Source organism: Corynebacterium sp. HS2168-gen11 (assembly GCF_024834075.1).
Taxonomy (GTDB): Bacteria; Actinomycetota; Actinomycetes; order Mycobacteriales; family Mycobacteriaceae; genus Corynebacterium.
This window is the reverse complement of sequence record NZ_JANUXR010000005.1, coordinates 92,265-111,452: the sequence shown is the minus strand read 5'-3', so window position 1 is coordinate 111,452 and position 19,188 is coordinate 92,265. Positions and strand designations below refer to the sequence as shown.

Below are 19,188 nucleotides of genomic sequence, written 5' to 3'. Positions count from 1 at the left end.
TGAGGATGATTGTGTGAATCTCCTCCTGTAGAAGGATCAAGTTGGCTGCGAGCATGAACATAATGAAAATCATGATCACAGTTAAGAATTTGAGTAAGCGGTACGGTCAGGCACCGGCAATTACGAATCTTTCATTTGTTGTGCCGGACGGAACTGTTACCGGATTCCTCGGGCCAAATGGCTCAGGTAAATCCACCACCATGCGCTGCATGCTCGGGCTGGATAGCCCAACAACCGGGGAAGTCATCTTTCAGGGGGCCGGCTATTCCGGGACGTTTGCATCACTGAGCAACAAAATGCAGGTGGCAGGTGCACTGCTGGATGCCAACTGGTTCGATCCAAGCATTACCGGCCGGAATCACCTGCGTGCCATCGCCGCAGGAGCTGGTATTTCTACCACTCGCGTTGATGAATGCCTTGAGCTGGTAGGACTTACATCTGCGGCGAATAAGCGAGCAGGAAACTACTCACTCGGTATGAAACAGCGCCTCGGATTAGCTGCAGCACTGCTCGGTGATCCGCAACATCTGATTATGGATGAACCAGTCAATGGTTTGGATCCAGAAGGCGTGATGTGGATGCGCAAGGTTATTCAAGACTTCGCGCAGCAAGGGCGCGCTGTGTTAGTGTCCTCGCACCTGCTGACCGAAATGGAACTGATCGCAGACCGAGTAGTGGTCATTGGTAAAGGTGAGCTCATTGGAGAATACGAGCTCGATGAGTTTTTGAATGATCAAGTGGTGGTGGAAGTCGAAACCGCGCAAGCAGCGCTGTTGCACACTCTTCTTCAGGGGGTAGAAGTGGTTCGCGACGAGGACATGTTGCGGATAGAAGTGCCACGTGAGCTTAGCGACCATGAGATGCGAGTAAAGATCGCCACACTTGCGCAAGAGCATCAGATATTGATTACGAAGATGGCGTCGCAAAGAAAGCATTTGGAACAAAGGTTTATGGAAGCCACCGCTGCAGCGCAGGAATACACCGCGGGAACGAAATAGGAGACAACGATGAGTATTTTCAATGCGACACGAAGCGAAACCATCAAACTGCTGACCGCGCGCGCGACAATTGTGTATGCGATATTGCTGACCGGCAGTATCTATGGGCCAATCACGCTGATCGGAATGTTTCGGGAGAATCCAGATGTGACGCTGACATGGGAGGAAATTGGGTTCGGATTTCCAATTTTTACCATGATTGCGCTGGCATTTATGGGTGCGACGATCACCGGCATGCTTGGTAATCATCTGCACGCGCATGCATATCTGACTCAAGCGAACCGCTGGAGCTGGCTGCTGGGCAGGATCATCGTCAACTACGTGTTCCTGGCAGTGAATATTGTTGTCGGCATTCTCCTGGCGCTGGGAATAGCCATGGGATTCGGAATAAAGTTTGACGACGTTGAACGCGGCGTGGTGTGGCACGTACTGCTCACGATACTGGTGTTTGGCGTGATCACCGCAGGTATTGCAATGCTGACGAAGTCGAGAATTGCGGCCGTGGCGCTGCCAGTAGTGTGGATCGCCCTCATCGAGCAGTTTATTACGCTCGCGGCTTCGCAAGTTTCGGCGCTGGTGCCGCTGTGGTTGATGGCGCCGGGGGCGAGGATTTACCAGCTCACGCAACCTTCTCCTCAGGGGGTAGGTTGGGAGTTTATGACACTGCAACCAACGGCTTTTAACGTGGGCATGATCATTGGGTGGATCGTGGTGTTCGGGGTGGCGGCGTTTGTGATGAATAGTCGCAGAGACGTGCGCTCATAACATCAGGGGGTTGTGGCGCGGGGCGGCGTGGTCTGAGCGCTGAGTGGCGCGGCGGGCTGGGCGTCGTGGGTGCAGGTGAGGGGTAAGAATGATGTGGTATTTCACACAAACCCTGCGCACGAAAAAATCGGTGCTATTTTAAGTAAATGGGACTCCTGAGTGAGTGTCGCCAAATTTGTACAGTTCCACTACGGATCGTTCGGCACGTACCTGCCGATGGAAGGAAATATCATGGCAAAGGTTGTTTACGATCAAGCCAGCCTGACATACCCAGGCGCTAAAGCACCAACTGTGAAAAACGTTGATCTGGAAATCGCTGACGGCGAGTTCTTGGTACTGGTTGGTCCATCTGGTTCCGGTAAATCCACAGTTTTGCGTATGCTTGCAGGCTTGGAAGATGTCACCGGTGGTCGCATTCTTATTGGCGATCGTGATGTCACCACCGCTCCACCAAAAGAGCGCGATATTGCCATGGTTTTCCAGAACTATGCACTGTACCCACACATGTCAGTTCGCGAGAACATGGGTTTCGCGCTCAAGATCGCGGGCATGGACAAGGCTGAAATTGATCGCCGTGTGAATGAAGCAGCAGAAACGCTCGACTTGGTTCCATACTTGGATCGTAAGCCAAAGGCATTGTCTGGTGGTCAGCGTCAGCGTGTGGCAATGGGTCGCGCAATCGTGCGTAATCCACAAGTGTTCTTGATGGACGAGCCACTGTCGAACCTCGACGCTAAACTGCGTGTGCAAACGCGTACTCAAATTGCAGCATTGCAGCGTAAGCTCGGCGTAACCACCGTGTACGTGACCCACGACCAGACCGAAGCACTGACCATGGGTGATCGTATCGCTGTGCTGAACTTCGGTGTTCTGCAGCAGGTTGGCAGCCCACGCGAACTTTATGAAAACCCAGCAAACGTGTTTGTGGCCGGATTCATTGGATCGCCTGCTATGAACATTATGACCTTTGAGCTTGAAGGCAGCGTCGCAAAGCTTGGTAATGCACGTGTGCCAATTAGCGAGGAAACGTTGGCGGCCGTTACGCCAGGCGATGAAGGCAAGATCACCATTGGTTTCCGTCCAGAGGCGTTGGAAATTGTGGATGAATCTGGTGAGAGCATTCCATTCATTTTGGATTTCGTGGAGGAATTGGGCTCCGACTCGTACCTGTATGGACGTTTGGTTGGGGCGGAAAAAGACCAGATCGTTGTGCGTGCGCAGCCAAATGTGGCTCCAGCGCCAGGTTCAACGATGCACGTTCGTATTCGTCCAGAAAGCCAGCACAACTTCTCCGCTGGTACCGGCGTACGCCTGCCATAATATAGCCAATTGACAACCCGTCTCTCCTGCGGTTGTGGGAGGGGCGGGTTGTTGCCGTGAACAGAAACAATTGCCATGACCGACACCATGAATATCAGCGCCAGTGCCTATGCGCCGGCGCTACTGACTCTACCGTGGAATACTCCGCTGGAAGATTGGGACGACAACACCGTGGTCAAGCTGCCAAAAGGCATCTCGCGGCACACCGTTCGATTCGTCCAGCTCAACACCGAGTATGGCAGCACCAACGCCACCAGAATCACCAATGGCAGTACCACAGCCATAATCGCCGCTGTGAAAGAAATCGGACGCCATACCGCTCACCACGAATACGCCATGCTGCGAGAACTCAAACGCATCGGGGCGCCAGCAGTTACCCCGATCGCGGTGATTACCGGACGTCGCGACACCAGCGACGATATTCTCACCGCGGCATTGGTCACCGAGCATCTTCGATTCTCACTGCCATATCGCGAGATTTTTACGCGAGACCTGCCGGAAGAAACGCCGGAAAAGCTCATTAAGGCACTGGCCATCCTGCTGGTAAAACTGCACCTCAACAATTTCTACTGGGGAGACGTTTCACTTTCCAACACGCTGTTTCGGCGCGACGCGGACACCTTCAGTGCCTATCTCGTTGACGCGGAAACTGGTGAATTTCAACCGCAGCTCTCGCAGCAGCGGCGTGAATATGATGTGGAGATTGCGCGGATCAACATCATTGGCGAGCTGATGGACCTCTCCTCAGGGGGTAAGCTGAGCCCGAACATCGACCCGATCAGCCTCGGCAATCTCATTCAGAGCACCTACGAGGACCTCTGGCATGAGCTCACTGCCGAAGAAATGATCAAGATGGATGAGAACTGGAAGCTGCAAAACAGGCTGGATAAGCTGGCGGAGATGGGGTTTGACGTGGGAGAACTCTCCCTCTCCTCAGGGGGTGAAAATACCGTGACCGTACGGCCAGTGATTGTGGATCCAGGGCATCATCACAAGCAAGTATTTAACCTGCTCGGGCTAGACGTGGAAGAACAACAAGCGCGTCGAATTCTCAACGAGATCCAGCAATATGAGCAGCAGCACCCTGACCACACCACCGAACAAGCCGCACGGATGTGGTTTAACGAGGAATACCTTCCAACTATTTCAGCAATACCGGCGGAACTGACTGAAAAACTCGAGCCAGCGCAGATTTTTCATGAGATTCTGGATCACCGCTACTATCTCAGTCAGGAACGCGCATCGTACATTCCGATGGAAGAAGCAGCGCAATCTTATTTCCACAAAGTGTTGCCAGAACATCGCGATGAAGCGATCATCCTCCTCAAAGACGAAAAAACAACACCAACCGTTGAAGGACAGTCGTGACACAACAGTACCCAACATATTCAGGACCACTAGGCATCAACTTCCATCAGGGGGTAGCGACGTTTCGAATCTGGGCGCCAACCGCAAAACAAGTGGTGTTGGTGCTGGGCGGAATAGACAAATCCATGACAAAATCTCCTCAGGGGGTATGGGAAACCCCTGAGGTAGCAGATGCTGAGGGACAAGAATACGTCTATCGCATTGAGCATGAAAACGGTGAGATTGTGACTACCGTTGATCCTTATGCGCGGGCAGTGACTGCGAATGGGGAAAAAGGTGTAGTGGTGGACGTCGAAAAGCTGCTTGGAGAAGCGCGGCGGATGCCAAGTTTTGGGGACGCCACGCAAGCGATCATCTACGAGGCTCATGTCAGGGACTTGACCATTCGGCCGGATAATGGGATCAAGCACAAAGGTAAGTTTTTGGGGTTGACGGAGTCGGGGACGCGGACTGCGAAGGGGAATCTTTCGGGGCTCGACTATCTGAAGCATCAGGGGTTTACGCATCTGCAGCTGCTGCCGGTTTATGATTTTGGCAGCGTGGATGAGACCGGTGATTTGAGCTACAACGCTCAGTACAACTGGGGCTATGATCCGGTGCACTATAACGTTCCGGAAGGGTCGTATGCGACAAATCCGCATGATCCGCTGTGTCGATTGGTTGAGTTTAAGCAGCTTGTCGACACTCTGCATGACAACGGGATTCGGGTGATCATGGACGTTGTTTACAACCACGTCTATGAAACAGACACTAATCCGCTGCAAAAAACGGTGCCAGGCTACTACTTCAGGATGACTAAGTCTGGCAAGTTCCACAACGCCACAGGATGTGGCAATGAAACCGCCAGTGAAAAGCCGATGATGCGCAAATTCATTGTTGATTCGGTGGTGTACTGGGCGAAGACATTTGGGCTGGATGGGTTCCGATTCGACCTCATGGGTATTCACGACGTTGACACCATGAACGCGGTGCGCAAGGCGTTGGATGAGATTGATCCGGGGATTATTGTGATTGGCGAAGGATGGGATCTGGGCAATCACCCTCAGGGGGTAAAAAGTGCGCACCAAGGGCATGCGCAGCATATGCCGCGGATCGGAATGTTCAATGACACCTATCGCGATCTTGTAAAAGGCAATAACTTTGAAATTCAAGATCGTGGATTCGTATCAGGGCTTGAAGGAGACACCGCAAGGCGTCTGTTTGACGCGCTGCACCCGCTGGATCCAAGCAGCTCAGTAGTGTACAACGAGGCGCATGATAACTGGACGATGTTCGACAAGCTGCGTGGTACAGCTGGGTTGGAACATGAAAGTGAAAACGGACTTGCGCGTCGACAAGCGCTGGGGACAGCGACGCAATACTTGGCGAAGGGAATTCTGTTTTTGCATGCGGGGCAGGAATTCATGCGCACCAAAAACGGCGACGAGAATTCGTACAAGAGCGCTGATGAGGTCAATGCGTTCGACTACGACAGGGCGGCACGATTCGCGAAAGAAAGCGGGATGGTGCGGCATCTGAATAAGTTCCGGAAGGAACATGAATGGACCCACTCAGGGGTTTATGTGCCGGAGATTTGGGCGGCGGAGGGGCATCACCTCAGCTACCGGGTTTATGATGCGTTCGGGGAGAAACGGGACGCAATTGTGATGGTGAATGCGGGTGAACACTATTGGGTGCACGGACTCCCATCAGGGGTTTATAAAGTGCATATCAATGATGGAACGGTGTTCCAGAATCCGCAGCCGATCACGCTGAAGAGTGAATTTGGTGTTGGACCGCTGAGTGTATCAGTACTTGAGCGAGTCGAATAGCAGCATCGACAATTAGGGGCAACACGATTGTGTTGCCCCTTAAGAATTTTAACAAGCAAGGTTGGGCTGCGTGCAGCGTGCGCTTCCGCAGGTAGTCGGCATGCGATAGGCAGCATGGAGTCACCGTTCTGGCGAACGGTTATGCGCAAAACAGGGTGGAAGTCTTATTCAAGCTCGTGTCTGTAATAGGTATAAGCCCAGTAAGCGGCGCTTTTGATGTGAACGCGGAATTTCAAGGCATCACCATCAGGGGTACGTCTGCCTGGAATACCGGTTTTCGGATCTTTTTCGATTCTTCCTTTTGAAGTTAACCCCTGAGGGAAGTCGTCGTTGCGGCGGTTGTGATATTTACACAGCGGGACTAGGTTGTCATAGCTGGTTGGGCCGCCTGAGGCCCAAGGTTTGAGATGGTGTCCTTCGCAGGATTGTGCAGAAATATCGCACTGATCATGCACGCAGGTCAGATGTTCGATTGCTGCTAAGTATTTTTGCCAAGGAGAAAAGAATCGATCTGGATCCTTATTTGGAAGCAACTCGGTGCGTTGGATGCGAGCAGCGGCAACAGGAGTTGGGTGGCCTTGCTCGTTGAGTCCCCAAGCGATGGCGTAGCCGAAGTGGCTGATGGATTGGTTTAGCAAGTCGTGGATGTTGAGTAAATCGCCATCAGAGGTCACTACTTTGCCATCAGCGAAATAGGTGGTGTCAGCGTCGAGAGGCAACAAGAAGCAAGGCTCATGAGTTGGCTCGTGCAAGGATTGGGAAAGTAGGCGGGTGATGGCGGCCTGGCCGAGAGCGTCGAGAAGCGAAAGGCTTTCGTTTGCAGCGCGAAGTGAGCGGGCATCGGCTTGAAGGCGATTGCGCAGCATATGGGCATGATCTTCGGGCATCCAGCCGCTGAAATGGACGCGGCCATGTGCATCAGGGGTGCGGCCCAGGTTAAAGCGGGCGGCAGGCATCGGGCGCGCGGCGGTATTGTTGATCTCCTGGACGCGACGCGTCATATAAGCGCGAAGATCGCGCAATAGCATAGTGGCAGCCTGCTCGATGAATTCGCGGCGCAAGGCGTCGAGATCATACGGAGTGGAAATTTGTTTGACGAATTTGTTAATAACATCTAGTTGATCCACAGAAAGCTCAAACGACGTTGCATGGCGCAATAGCGCTGGAACATACTGGCGCGATAGCCACACCAAGTGACGCGCGCGAGAAAAATCCATTTTCGCGGCAGATTCAAGCTCCTCGGCGCTGCGCTTATGCAAGGCCAAGTCGAGAAGCATGGCGGCACCGGAATGTTGGGCCGAGGTCCACTGGGAAAATGACATAGCGTGACTGTAAAAGACTATCAGGGGGTAGCGCCAGTGGAAGAGAGCAATTTTTGTAAATCTGTGGATAACTACGCCATTTCAGGAAGGGTGAAAAAAGTTATCCACAGATTTCATGTGATTTTGAGAAACCCAGTCGCTTTTCAGGGGTTGATCTGCTAGTGCAAGATAACTCCACTGAAACTTGGGAGGGTTATGTTTTCAGCAACCGAGGCTTCAAAACTGAACAGTGCCGATTTACCTCCTGAAGAAAGAGTCAATTCGTGCTGGCTCAAGTTGAGATAAATTTCGCAGTCACCGCGGCGGTAATGCATCAAACGTGGGTGCTCAGGGTGGGAGATGACTTCCAAGGCTGCAACCCCCTGAAGATCAGGGGTTTGATGGCGTAGGGCAATCAGAGACTTGACGTAGTTGAGCAAGGAATCAGCGCAATTGCGTTGAGAGACGACGTCGGTGTCGGAGAAGGCGGGCAGGTAGGGGCTGGTGGACGTCGTAAAGCCGCAGTTTGGCAGAGATGCGTCCCACTGCATCGGGGTGCGTGAACCTGTGCGGGTGTAGCCGCCTTCATGGGTTGGGAGATCATGCCAGGTCATGCCGATTTCGTCGCCGTAATAGAGGAATGGCGCGCCGGGCATGGTCAGCATGAACAGGAAGTAGAGGCGGCGTTCGCGGTCGGTGAGGTGATAGGCGAGGCGGTCGTTGTCGTGGCTGCCGGAGATGAAGCAGAAGAGGCCGTCATCGCGGGTGCGGTGATATTGAGGCAGGTAGTCGTCAAAGAATTCAGCGACAGGGGTGTCGGAATCGGCGTGGAATACCCCCTGAGGGGAGCGGATCAGTTTGTTGTAGCCGTTGCCAGGCCAATCGAGGTAAAAGTCCATGTCGAAGCCGGCGGCGAAGGATTGCCAAGGGTGGCCCCATTCGGAGACGAAAACGGCATCGGGGAATTCGGGCTTGACGGAGGAAAAGATTTCGCGCCAGGTTTCGATGGTGGCGGTCTTCTCAGGGGTGTCGAATTTTACGAGAGAATCGGCCATGTCGACGCGGAAACCGTCGACGCCTTGTGACAGCCAAAAGCGCAGGATATTTGCGATTTCGTCACGATTTTTCGCTGGGCCTACCCCCTGAAGGGAATCTTGCCATGGTTCAGTTGGATTCGCGAAGCCGAAATTCAAGGCAGGTTGGCTGTGGAAGAAGTTCAGGACGTAGCAGCCGTTGCGTGGGGCAACGCCGGCGACAAACGGGAGGCCGGAGGCGTTGCCGAACCAGGAGTTGGTCCAGATGTAGCGGTCATCATCAGGGGTTTGGGTGGTGGTGCGGGAGTTTTGGAACCAGGGGTGTTGGTCGCTGGTGTGGCCTGGGACGAGATCGAGAAGGATTTTGATGTTGAGGTTGTGGGCTGCGTCGACAAGCGTATGGAGGTCGGATAGCGCGCCGTAGCGAGGGGCGATGGTGTAGTAATCGCGGATGTCGTAGCCGGCGTCGAGGAATGGGGAGTCGAAGATTGGGTTGATCCAGATGGCGTTAATGCCCAGCTCAGCGAGGTATGGGAGTTTGGCGGTGATGCCGGGGAGGTCGCCAATGCCGTCGTGGTTGGTGTCGTTGAAGGATTGCGGATACAGCTGGTAGAAGACGGCGTCGTGAAGCCAAGTGTGAGAGGTCATGAGGATAGTGTAGATCTGGAGGTCATTAAGACTGGAACGCAGGGTGGTTATAAATTTTGAATACATGGTTATAACCCCTTTTAGGAGGGGGTATAGGTGTGATGTTTTTCATGTATTAGTGGTGGTTGCGGACTGTTTCCTGCGTGAATGAAGCAAAATATGCATTTTGTCACATTGTTTTTATTTTGTATGGTTACACACTGTGGTTAGATATTATTCGTGGATGAAAAGTAGAACGTTACATCTGGTATTAAAAACTTTGTGTCAATAGTATGCAGAGAACGTTTTCTTAATATCTTTCGATCGAAAAACTTTCGAGCTCCCATCTGCATGTTGGGAGAATTCCCTTTAATGAAGAAAGTGGTGTGTTTATCTTGATGATTAAGCGCAAGGCTTTTGCCGCTGTTATGGCTACCGTTCTTGGTTCTGCAACCTTGGTAGCATGCTCCTCTGGTTCTGAAGAAGCTGCTGCTCCAGCAGGCGGTGCAGAATCTGGCGACGTTACCTTGACCGTTTGGGCTTCCCAGGAAGACCAGACCGATGACAGCGCTTGGCTGCAAACCATGGAGAAGAAGTTCGAAGAAGCTAACCCTGATTTGAACATCACCTGGAAGAACGATGTTGTATCCGCAGGCGATGCGGGTGACACCGTAAAGCAGGACCCATCAGCTGCAGCAGACGTTTATCTGTTCGCAAATGACCAGCTTGGTTCACTGCATGCAGCTCAGGCTATTGGCCAGCTTTCTGACGACGGTGCTGCTCAGCTGAAGATGCAGACCGAGAAGTCCTTGATGGACTCCGTTGCAGGTCCAGATGGTGAAGCTTATGGTCTGCCATACGAGCCAAATACCTGGTTCATGTACTACAACAAGTCCAAGCTCTCTGCTGACGACGTGAAGTCCTTCGATACCATGCTCGAGAAGGCAAAGGTTTCCTTCCCATTGTCCAACGCATGGTACATCGCAGGTTTCTATGCAGGTGCTGGCACCACCTTCTTCGGTGCAGACGGCCTTGATGAGTCTGCTGGTATTCAGCCAGGCGACAAGGCTGCAGCTGTCACCAAGTACCTCGCAGGTGTTGCAAAGAACCCTAACTTCGTGAACGATGCTGACGGTGCAGGTCTTGGTGGCCTCAAGGATGGCGCTGTTGATGTTGTCTTCTCCGGTGCATGGGACGCTAAGAACGTTCAAGAAGCACTTGGCGACAACTACGCAGTTGCTTCTCTGCCAACCTTCAAGCTCGACGGCACTGACGTTCAGATCAAGGCATTCTCCGGCTCCAAGGCAGTTGCATACAACCCTAACTCTAAGAACCAGGTTGTAGCTGCAAAGTTTGCTGAGTTCTTGGCATCTGCTGAGTCTCAGAAGGTTCACTACGAGAAGAATGGTGTTATCCCATCCGATAAGACCTTGGCCGCTGACTCCGAGATCGCTGCTGATCCAGTTGCTGTTGCACTGTTCGAGACTGTTGCAAAGGCTTCTATCCTCCAGCCAACTGTTGAGCCAATGAGCAACTACTGGGAGGCTGCTGAGAACTTCGGTAAGGCACTGGTCAACGGTGAAGTAACCGAAGGCAACGCTGCTGAAAAGACCGAAGCTTGGTTCGGTAGCTACAAGAAGTAAGTCACTGGCACTCAACGTGCTCTATAGCTAAATATTTAGCGACTCCAGACACAACACGAAAGGCCCTGAAGCGCTGCCTGTAGGCTTCAGGGCTTTTGTTGAATGGAAATCACGATAAGTGTTGTGCAATTTAAAGGCTCGATTGATAAGGAGTAAAGCCATGAAGCACCGTGGCCAAGAATCCGAATTTGGATTCCTGCCAGCGTGGCGCGACGGCGACATTCTTACGAAGTTGTCGTTGTTCGTCTTTGGCTTGGGAAACTTCGCGCACAAGCAGTACGTCAAAGGCTGCATGCTTATCAGCGTTGAAATTCTCGGTTTAGTTTTATTCTTTAGTAAGGGTCTGAGCAAAATCACCGCACTGCCAGGACTTGGTGGTGAAGGTGGTCAAACACGTGTCAAAGTCAATGGATTTTGGACCTACGTGAACTCTGATCCTTCAGTAGTTGTTCTGCTCCACGGCATTGCAGCTATCTTCTTAACGCTTATTTTCCTGTGGTTTGCCACTGTTGCATTGCGCAGTGCGTTCAAAGCTCAGGTACAAATTGAAAATCACGGAAAAGCGCGCAGCTTTGGTGAAGACCTCAAAGCACTGACCAATACTGATGCACCAATTCTGCTGATGACCTTGCCAACTCTTGGCATCTTGATGTTTACCATCTTGCCATTGATCTTCATGATCACCATGGCATTCACCAGCTTCGACTCCGATAACCCAACCAACTTCACATGGGTTGGACTGGAGAACTTCGGTAAAGTCTTCAGTAATGAAGGCGGCTCGGTGAACCTCAACCTCTTCCTGGGAGTGTTGGGCTGGACCTTGGTCTGGGCATTCTTTGCAACCTTCTTGAACTACTTCCTCGGCATGTTCTTGGCGATGCTGATCAATCGCCGCAGCACCTGGGGTAAGTCGTTCTGGCGTGCAATTTTCTCACTCTCGGTGGCTGTCCCACAGTTCGTGTCCTTGCTGGTACTGCGTTCCATGCTGCAACCAGAAGGTGCATTCAACCGTCTGCTGCAATCAAGTGGCCTGACAGATCACGCGTTGCCATTCTTCACTGATCCAACCTGGGCACGTGTAACAGTGATTATTATCAACCTGTGGATTGGTATTCCATACACTGTTATGCAGGTCACCGGTATTTTGCAAAATATTCCAGGTGAACTGTACGAGGCTGCGCGTCTCGACGGCGCCAGCTGGTGGCAAACCTATCGCAGCGTCACCATGCCATACATGCTCTTCGTGATGACGCCGTATCTGATCACGACGTTTACTGCGAATGTCAATAACTTCAACGTGATTTACCTGCTCTCTGGTGGTGACCCAACTCCAGTTGGTGATTCCGCAGGTAAGACTGACTTGCTGATTACCTGGCTGTACAAGCTCACTGTCGATAGGGGCGACTACAACATTGGTGCTGTGATCGGTATCTTGACCTTCATCGTTTTGTCGACCGTCGCGTTGATCACCTACCGCCGTTCCGGCTCTTACCGCAATGAGGAGGGATTCCAGTGAGCAAGCACCTTGACCACACGGATTCCAAGATGCATAACCAACGCACCGCGAATCGCATCGCAGATATTGCAACCCATACGTTTTTGACATTGCTGGCCATCATTTGGGTGTTGCCGATCATTTGGATCGTGGCAGCGTCGTTTAACAAAAACACCGCGCCATTTTCCTCGACCTTCTTCCCAACTGAGTACACCTTCGATAACTACATTGCGCTGTTTACCGAGCGGACCGTGCTGGACTTCCCACGTATGTTCCTCAACACGCTCGTCGTAGCTATCTTTACCTGTATCATTTCCGTATTCTTCGTGCTGATCGTATCGTTTAGCCTCTCGCGCATGCGGTTCCGTTTCCGCCGCGTATATATGAATATGGCTTTGATTTTGGGTATGTTCCCAGGCATTATGGCCGTGGTTGCAATTTACTTCATTTTGAAGGCCATGGGCTTAACCAGTGGCGCTACCACGAACCTAGCACTGATTATTGTGTACTCGGCAGGTTCTGGCATGGGCTTCTATATTATGAAGGGCTTTATGGATACTATCCCTTCATCCTTGGACGAAGCTGCCTACCTGGATGGTTGTACTCGTTGGCAAGTATTCCGCCTGATTATTCTGCCAATTTCCAAGCCAATGATTGTGTATCAAGCAATTATCGGCTTCCTCACCCCATGGCTCGACTTCGTGTTGGCCAAAGCCATCGCGCGTACGCAAGAAAATTACACCGTTGCGCTGGGTCTGTGGAAGATGTTGGAAAAAGAATATATCCATGACTGGTTTGCTCGTTTCGCAGCAGGCGCAGTATGCGTTTCCATTCCGATCGTAATTCTGTTCATTGTGATGCAGCGTTACTATCAAGAATCCATGGCTGGCTCTGTGAAGGGCTAAGACCACCAACGTTTCAAGGGGCATGACCGCGCAAGTGGACATGCCCCTTGACGCATGTAATAGAATCGAGTGATTATGACAACTCAGCGCACTCCCGCAACTGGCCGAGGTTTTCAGATCTATCAACTGCTGATCATCGCAGCGTTGTTTTTGACATTGCAGCTGGTCAGTCTTGGTATTCAGATTATGGTTGGCGGGGCCTTGCCGCAACACTTTGGGTTGCTCACTACTGCTGTATTACTGGAAGTCGGCAGCTGGGCAGCATTTCCAATTCTGAGTTTTGTGTTCGTGCTTGCTTTACGACGCACCGAGGATCTCAAGCCATATCTCCCACACTTCCTCCTGTTTTCAGTTGTGATGGAACTTACGCACGATCTGGCTTTCAGCGGCAAAGTTTTCGATTTTGCCAGCATGAGTTTCATCTGGGCCTTTTGGTTGTGTCTGGTGATCTGGAGCGTCGATAAGCATGTGGCGAACCATAAGTGGCTCTATGTGGTTGCGTGTGTATTCGCTTCAGTTGCGTGGATCTTTATTGGTGGCATTGGTCACTCAATGGCAGGTCTGCGCACCGGTGTGCTGATTGTGGGCTTCTTCTTAACGTTTCACTATTTATGGCATCGTGAAAACACCATGATGATGACAAGTGCACTGCTCGGCGCTAGTTTTTTCCTCACACCAAGTATCGGCGTGATCTTTTTGCACTACCGCGCGCCTCTGCTTGCAGAGGCAGGGAAGTTACCACGCATGTGGGTGGGATATGCCTATGCTGCGGTATTGGCGCTGGTTGGTTGCCTGCATTTTCTTGGATAGCTTGATATAAGAACTTGACGTAACGGCGATATATGCGTAGAGTTGTCCCATAGTCCCACATGTTTGTGTTGGGAAGCCTCGAGTTTTGCCTAGTTATTAGGAAGTAAGGCAGGCAGCGATTGCTGTCAGTTTTCAAAACTTTCAGGCACACGGAAGCGGCCCCGGTAAAGAGCCCCTATTTTTGCTTGTGTAGGGGTTTTTGGACGTTTTCGTGTACTAGGTACAAACTGAATGCAAATGTTCTTCCTCCACGGTTACGTGGGTGAAGAAAACTAAAAAATAGAAAGACGGTTCATGCCAACTATTCAGCAGCTGGTCCGTAAGGGCCGCCACGATAAGACTGCAAAGGTGAAGACTGCAGCTCTGAAGGGTTCCCCTCAGCGTCGTGGCGTGTGCACCCGTGTGTACACCACCACTCCTAAGAAGCCTAACTCCGCTCTGCGTAAGGTTGCTCGTGTGCGCCTTACCTCCGGTATTGAGGTTTCCGCTTATATTCCAGGTGAAGGCCACAACCTCCAGGAGCACTCCATGGTGCTCGTTCGTGGTGGTCGTGTGAAGGACCTTCCTGGTGTTCGTTATAAGATCATCCGCGGCGCACTCGATACCCAGGGTGTGAAAGACCGCAAGCAGGCTCGTTCCCGCTACGGCGCAAAGAAGGAGAAGTAATCTAAATGCGTAAGAATGCAGCTCCAAAGCGCCCAGTCGTAAAAGATCCTGTATACGGATCTGAGGTTGTTACCCAGCTCGTGAACAAGGTTCTGCTCGACGGCAAGAAGTCCGTTGCAGAGCGTATCGTTTACGGTGCACTTGAGAAGTGCCACGAGAAGACCGGCACCGATCCAGTTCTGACCCTCGAGAAGGCTCTGGGCAATATCAAGCCTGAGTTCGAGGTTCGTTCCCGCCGTGTTGGTGGCGCAACCTACCAGGTGCCAGTTGAGGTTCGTGCAGCTCGTGCGAACACCTTGGCACTGCGTTGGTTGGTGACGTTCACTCGTCAGCGCCGCGAGAACACCATGATCGAGCGTCTGGCAAACGAGATCCTCGACGCAGCAAATGGTCTTGGTGCTTCCGTGAAGCGTCGTGAAGACACTCACAAGATGGCAGAGGCAAACCGCGCCTTCGCTCACTACCGCTGGTAATCACTGTTGCGACCGTCTAACTGTTCATGACCTAGCCTGTGCATCAACCCGCTCCCTGACTTCTGTGCTCCACATTCCGAGACAGCCATCAGGCACTTGGGACTTGAGGAGCAGGCTAGGTCATCGTGCTATCAGGCTTGACGACGCACCCAACAGCACCTCATGGGCGAGTACGCTCTGCCTATGAACCCCAGATTGCGTCAGTTTCTGGCACAATCTCATACAACACTATTAATTACAACGACTACATCATCGATGTGTCGTTGCAAGAGTAAGGAACACTGTGGCACCTCAAGAAGTGCTTAAGGATCTGAACAAGGTCCGCAATATCGGCATCATGGCGCACATCGATGCTGGTAAGACCACTACCACCGAGCGCATCCTCTTCTACACCGGTATTAACCGCAAGGTTGGCGAGACCCACGATGGTGCTTCGACCACCGACTGGATGGAGCAGGAAAAAGAGCGCGGTATTACCATTACCTCCGCTGCTGTGACTTGTTTCTGGAACGGCAACCAGGTCAACATCATCGACACCCCAGGTCACGTTGACTTCACCGTTGAGGTGGAGCGCTCCCTGCGCGTGCTCGACGGTGCAGTTGCTGTCTTCGACGGTAAAGAAGGCGTTGAGCCTCAGTCCGAGCAGGTGTGGCGTCAGGCTGCGAAGTACGACGTTCCACGTATCTGCTTCGTGAACAAGATGGACAAGCTCGGTGCTGACTTCTACTACACCGTGCAGACCATTATCGACCGCTTGGGTGCAAAGCCATTGGTGATGCAGCTCCCAATCGGTGCTGAAGATGACTTCGACGGCGTTGTTGACTTGCTCAACATGCACGCTATTACCTGGCGTGGCAAGGTTGAGACCGGTGCTGAGCCAGTTATCGAAGAGATCCCAGCTGACCTCGTCGAAAAGGCTCAAGAATACCGCGAGAAGCTGCTCGAGACTGTTGCTGAGTCTTCTGAAGAACTCATGGACAAGTACTTCGGCGGCGAGGAGCTTTCGATCGACGAGATCAAGGCTGCTATCCGCAAGATGACCGTGAACTCTGAAGTTTACCCAGTGCTCTGCGGTACTGCATACCGTAACAAGGGCGTTCAGCCATTGCTCGACGCTGTCATTGACTACCTGCCAAACCCACTGGACATCGGTGAAGTTGTTGGCCATGCAGTCAACGACGAGGAGACCAAGGTTGTCCGTCAGCCTTCCCTCGATGAGCCATTCGCAGCACTTGCATTCAAGATTGCAGTTCACCCATTCTTCGGTAAGCTCACCTTCGTTCGCGTGTACTCCGGTCGCGTTGAGCCAGGTACCCAGGTTGCAAACTCCACCAAGGGTAAGAAAGAGCGCATTGGTAAGCTGTTCCAGATGCACGCTAACAAGGAAAACCCTGTTGACGAAGCACTCGCTGGTAACATCTACGCCTTTATTGGCTTGAAGGACACCACCACCGGTGATACCCTCTGCGATCCAAACAACCAAATTATCCTGGAGTCCATGGACTTCCCAGATCCTGTGATCAAGGTTTCCATCGAGCCAAAGACCAAGTCTGACCAGGAGAAGCTGTCGGTTGCTATTCAGAAGCTTGCTGAAGAAGACCCAACCTTCACCGTTGAGCTCGACGAAGAGTCCGGCCAGACCGTTATCGGCGGTATGGGCGAGCTCCACCTCGACATCTTGGTTGACCGCATGAAGCGCGAATTCAAGGTTGAGGCTAACGTTGGTAACCCACAGGTTGCATACCGTGAGACCATCCGCAAGACCGTTGAGAAGATCGAATACACCCACAAGAAGCAGACTGGTGGTTCCGGTCAGTTCGCTAAGGTTATCATCTCTCTCGAGCCTTATGCGCCTGAGTTGGAGACCCTCGAAGAGGGCCAGTCCGCAATCTACGCATTCGAGAACGCTGTTACCGGTGGTCGTGTTCCTAAGGAATACATCCCATCCGTTGACGCTGGTATCCAGGATGCAATGCAGTACGGTTACCTCGCTGGTTACCCATTGGTAAACATCAAGGCAACGCTGCTCGACGGTGCGTACCACGACGTTGACTCCTCTGAAATGGCCTTCAAGCTCGCAGGTGCACAGGCTCTCAAGGAAGGCGTTGCGAAGGCAAAGCCAGTTCTGCTTGAGCCAGTGATGGCCCTTGAGGTTATTACTCCAGAAGAGTACATGGGTGACGTTATCGGCGATATCAACTCTCGCCGTGGTCAGATGAACGCTATGGAAGACCGTGCAGGCGCTAAGGTCGTTAAGGCTAAGGTTCCACTGTCTGAAATGTTCGGTTACATCGGTGACCTGCGTTCCAAGACCCAGGGTCGTGCAAACTACACCATGATCTTCGATTCCTACGCAGAGGTTCCAACCAACGTGGCAACCGAGATCATTGCTGAGCGCAACGGCGGCGTCGCTTAAGTTTTCAGCACCCTTTTAGCTGGGTAATTTCTCCTTATTCTTTGGGAAACAGTTACGTGAAATTACCCAGCGTACTGGGGTAGCGGCTTCTTGATGACATGAGTTTTGTCGTGTTATGAAGTGGCCGTTACTCCAGGAGAATGCGAAAGTGTTAGATGCAGCTTGAAAAAAATGCATTTGGCACTTAGTATTACGTAACTGGCATATATGTAATAGCTGATCTGCCAGGCTGCCGAATTAGTGGCCAGAATGTTCAGCAACAATCAACTCTGTGGCTGCGAGGTTCGTAGTCACCACGAAGTCCAGGAGGACACACTGTGGCAAAGGCCAAGTTCGAGCGCACCAAGCCTCACGTAAACATCGGCACCATCGGTCACGTTGACCATGGTAAGACCACCACCACCGCAGCTATCACCAAGGTTTTGGCTGATGCTTACCCAGATTTGAACCAGGCTTTCGCTTTCGACGCTATTGACAAGGCGCCGGAAGAGAAGGAGCGCGGTATTACCATTAACATCTCCCACGTGGAGTACCAGACCGAGAAGCGCCACTACGCACACGTTGACGCTCCAGGTCACGCTGACTACATCAAGAACATGATCACCGGTGCTGCACAGATGGACGGCGCAATCCTCGTCGTTGCAGCAACTGACGGCCCAATGCCTCAGACCCGTGAGCACGTTCTGTTGGCTCGCCAGGTTGGCGTTCCTTACATCCTCGTTGCACTGAACAAGTGTGACTCCCCAGACGTTGACGAAGAGATCATCGAGCTCGTTGAGCTCGAGCTCCGTGAGCTGCTTGCTGAGCAGGACTACGATGAGGACGCTCCAATCGTTCACATCTCCGCTCTGAAGGCACTCGAAGGCGACGAGAAGTGGACCGGCTCCATCCTCGAGCTCATGCAGGCTTGCGATGATTCCATCCCAGACCCAATCCGTGAGACCGAGAAGCCATTCCTCATGCCTATCGAGGACATCTTCACCATCACCGGTCGTGGCACCGTTGTGACCGGTCGTGTTGAGCGCGGTCAGCTCAAGGTTAACGAAGACGTTGAGATCATCGGTATCAAGGAGAAGGCACAGTCCACCACCGTTACCGGTATCGAGATGTTCCGTAAGCTTCTTGACTACACCGAGGCTGGCGACAACTGTGGTCTCCTCCTCCGTGGTATCAAGCGCGAAGACGTCGAGCGCGGTCAGGTTGTTGTGAAGCCAGGCGCTTACACCCCTCACACCGAGTTCGAAGGCTCCGTCTACGTTCTTTCCAAGGACGAAGGTGGCCGCCACACCCCATTCTTCGACAACTACCGTCCACAGTTCTACTTCCGCACCACCGACGTTACCGGTGTTGTGAAGCTTCCTGAGGGCACCGAGATGGTTATGCCTGGCGACAACGTCGACATGTCCGTCACCCTGATCCAGCCAGTTGCTATGGACGAGGGCCTGCGCTTCGCTATCCGCGAAGGCTCCCGTACCGTTGGTGCTGGTCGTGTTACCAAGATCATCAAGTAATCACTACTTGAATCTGCAACACGTAGCGTAACGTAGCTTCAAAAG

Annotated in this window: 15 protein-coding genes; 13 read left to right on the top strand and 2 right to left on the bottom strand. The window is 52.4% G+C overall.

Annotation, left to right across the window (positions count from 1 at the left end; all coding sequences use genetic code 11):
- The first annotated feature begins 71 nt into the window (after positions 1–71).
- From NXS99_RS05090 to pulA, 5 genes are all read left to right on the top strand, one after another.
- On the top strand, positions 72–998 hold the full coding sequence (locus NXS99_RS05090; protein WP_396124818.1) for an ABC transporter ATP-binding protein: 927 nt from the start codon (positions 72–74) through the stop codon (positions 996–998).
- 9 nt (positions 999–1,007) lie between these two features.
- Positions 1,008–1,763 carry an ABC transporter permease subunit gene (locus NXS99_RS05085; RefSeq protein ID WP_259287578.1) on the top strand — a complete coding sequence of 252 codons (756 nt, stop codon included), beginning with the start codon at positions 1,008–1,010 and terminating at the stop codon, positions 1,761–1,763.
- A 231-nt stretch (positions 1,764–1,994) separates the two neighbouring features.
- Positions 1,995–3,083 carry an ABC transporter ATP-binding protein gene (locus NXS99_RS05080; protein WP_259287577.1) on the top strand — a complete coding sequence of 363 codons (1,089 nt, stop codon included), beginning with the start codon at positions 1,995–1,997 and terminating at the stop codon, positions 3,081–3,083.
- Between the two features lie 75 nt (positions 3,084–3,158).
- Positions 3,159–4,451: a DUF4032 domain-containing protein gene (locus NXS99_RS05075; protein ID WP_259287576.1), complete on the top strand. Its 1,293-nt coding sequence runs from the start codon at positions 3,159–3,161 to the stop codon at positions 4,449–4,451.
- Positions 4,448–6,262, top strand: a complete 1,815-nt coding sequence (gene pulA, locus NXS99_RS05070; protein ID WP_259287575.1) for a type I pullulanase — start codon at positions 4,448–4,450, stop codon at positions 6,260–6,262. Before NXS99_RS05075 ends, pulA begins: the two co-directional genes overlap by 4 nt.
- 164 nt (positions 6,263–6,426) lie before the next feature.
- Here the strand turns inward: pulA and NXS99_RS05065 are convergent, their stop codons facing one another.
- Together NXS99_RS05065 and NXS99_RS05060 are read right to left on the bottom strand one after the other, a co-directional pair.
- The gene (locus NXS99_RS05065) at positions 6,427–7,584 is read right to left on the bottom strand and encodes an HNH endonuclease signature motif containing protein (protein ID WP_259287574.1); all 1,158 of its coding nucleotides are present in this window, start codon (positions 7,582–7,584) and stop codon (positions 6,427–6,429) included.
- A gap of 158 nt (positions 7,585–7,742) precedes the next feature.
- Positions 7,743–9,311, bottom strand: coding sequence for an alpha-amylase family glycosyl hydrolase (locus NXS99_RS05060; protein WP_259287573.1), 1,569 nt, complete (start codon positions 9,309–9,311; stop codon positions 7,743–7,745).
- Positions 9,312–9,625: 314 nt separating this feature from the next.
- Here NXS99_RS05060 and NXS99_RS05055 point away from each other — a divergent pair, with 314 nt between their 5' ends.
- The 8 genes from NXS99_RS05055 to tuf all read left to right on the top strand — a co-directional run bounded on the left by NXS99_RS05055 (position 9,626) and on the right by tuf (position 19,143).
- The gene (locus NXS99_RS05055; RefSeq protein ID WP_396124822.1) at positions 9,626–10,867 is read left to right on the top strand and encodes an extracellular solute-binding protein; all 1,242 of its coding nucleotides are present in this window, start codon (positions 9,626–9,628) and stop codon (positions 10,865–10,867) included.
- A gap of 160 nt (positions 10,868–11,027) precedes the next feature.
- Positions 11,028–12,383, top strand: coding sequence for a carbohydrate ABC transporter permease (locus NXS99_RS05050; RefSeq protein ID WP_259287571.1), 1,356 nt, complete (start codon positions 11,028–11,030; stop codon positions 12,381–12,383).
- 29 nt (positions 12,384–12,412) lie between these two features.
- Positions 12,413–13,267 carry a sugar ABC transporter permease gene (locus tag NXS99_RS05045; protein ID WP_259287635.1) on the top strand — a complete coding sequence of 285 codons (855 nt, stop codon included), beginning with the start codon at positions 12,413–12,415 and terminating at the stop codon, positions 13,265–13,267.
- Positions 13,268–13,342: 75 nt separating this feature from the next.
- On the top strand, positions 13,343–14,077 hold the full coding sequence (locus NXS99_RS05040) for a hypothetical protein (RefSeq protein WP_259287570.1): 735 nt from the start codon (positions 13,343–13,345) through the stop codon (positions 14,075–14,077).
- 294 nt (positions 14,078–14,371) lie between these two features.
- Positions 14,372–14,743, top strand: a complete 372-nt coding sequence (gene rpsL / locus NXS99_RS05035; protein ID WP_025251882.1) for a 30S ribosomal protein S12 — start codon at positions 14,372–14,374, stop codon at positions 14,741–14,743.
- 5 nt (positions 14,744–14,748) lie between these two features.
- Positions 14,749–15,216, top strand: coding sequence for a 30S ribosomal protein S7 (rpsG, locus tag NXS99_RS05030; protein ID WP_259287569.1), 468 nt, complete (start codon positions 14,749–14,751; stop codon positions 15,214–15,216).
- A 283-nt stretch (positions 15,217–15,499) separates the two neighbouring features.
- The gene (gene fusA / locus NXS99_RS05025) at positions 15,500–17,632 is read left to right on the top strand and encodes an elongation factor G (protein ID WP_310593304.1); all 2,133 of its coding nucleotides are present in this window, start codon (positions 15,500–15,502) and stop codon (positions 17,630–17,632) included.
- A gap of 317 nt (positions 17,633–17,949) precedes the next feature.
- On the top strand, positions 17,950–19,143 hold the full coding sequence (gene tuf, locus NXS99_RS05020) for an elongation factor Tu (RefSeq protein ID WP_259287568.1): 1,194 nt from the start codon (positions 17,950–17,952) through the stop codon (positions 19,141–19,143).
- The last annotated feature ends 45 nt before the right edge of the window (positions 19,144–19,188 follow it).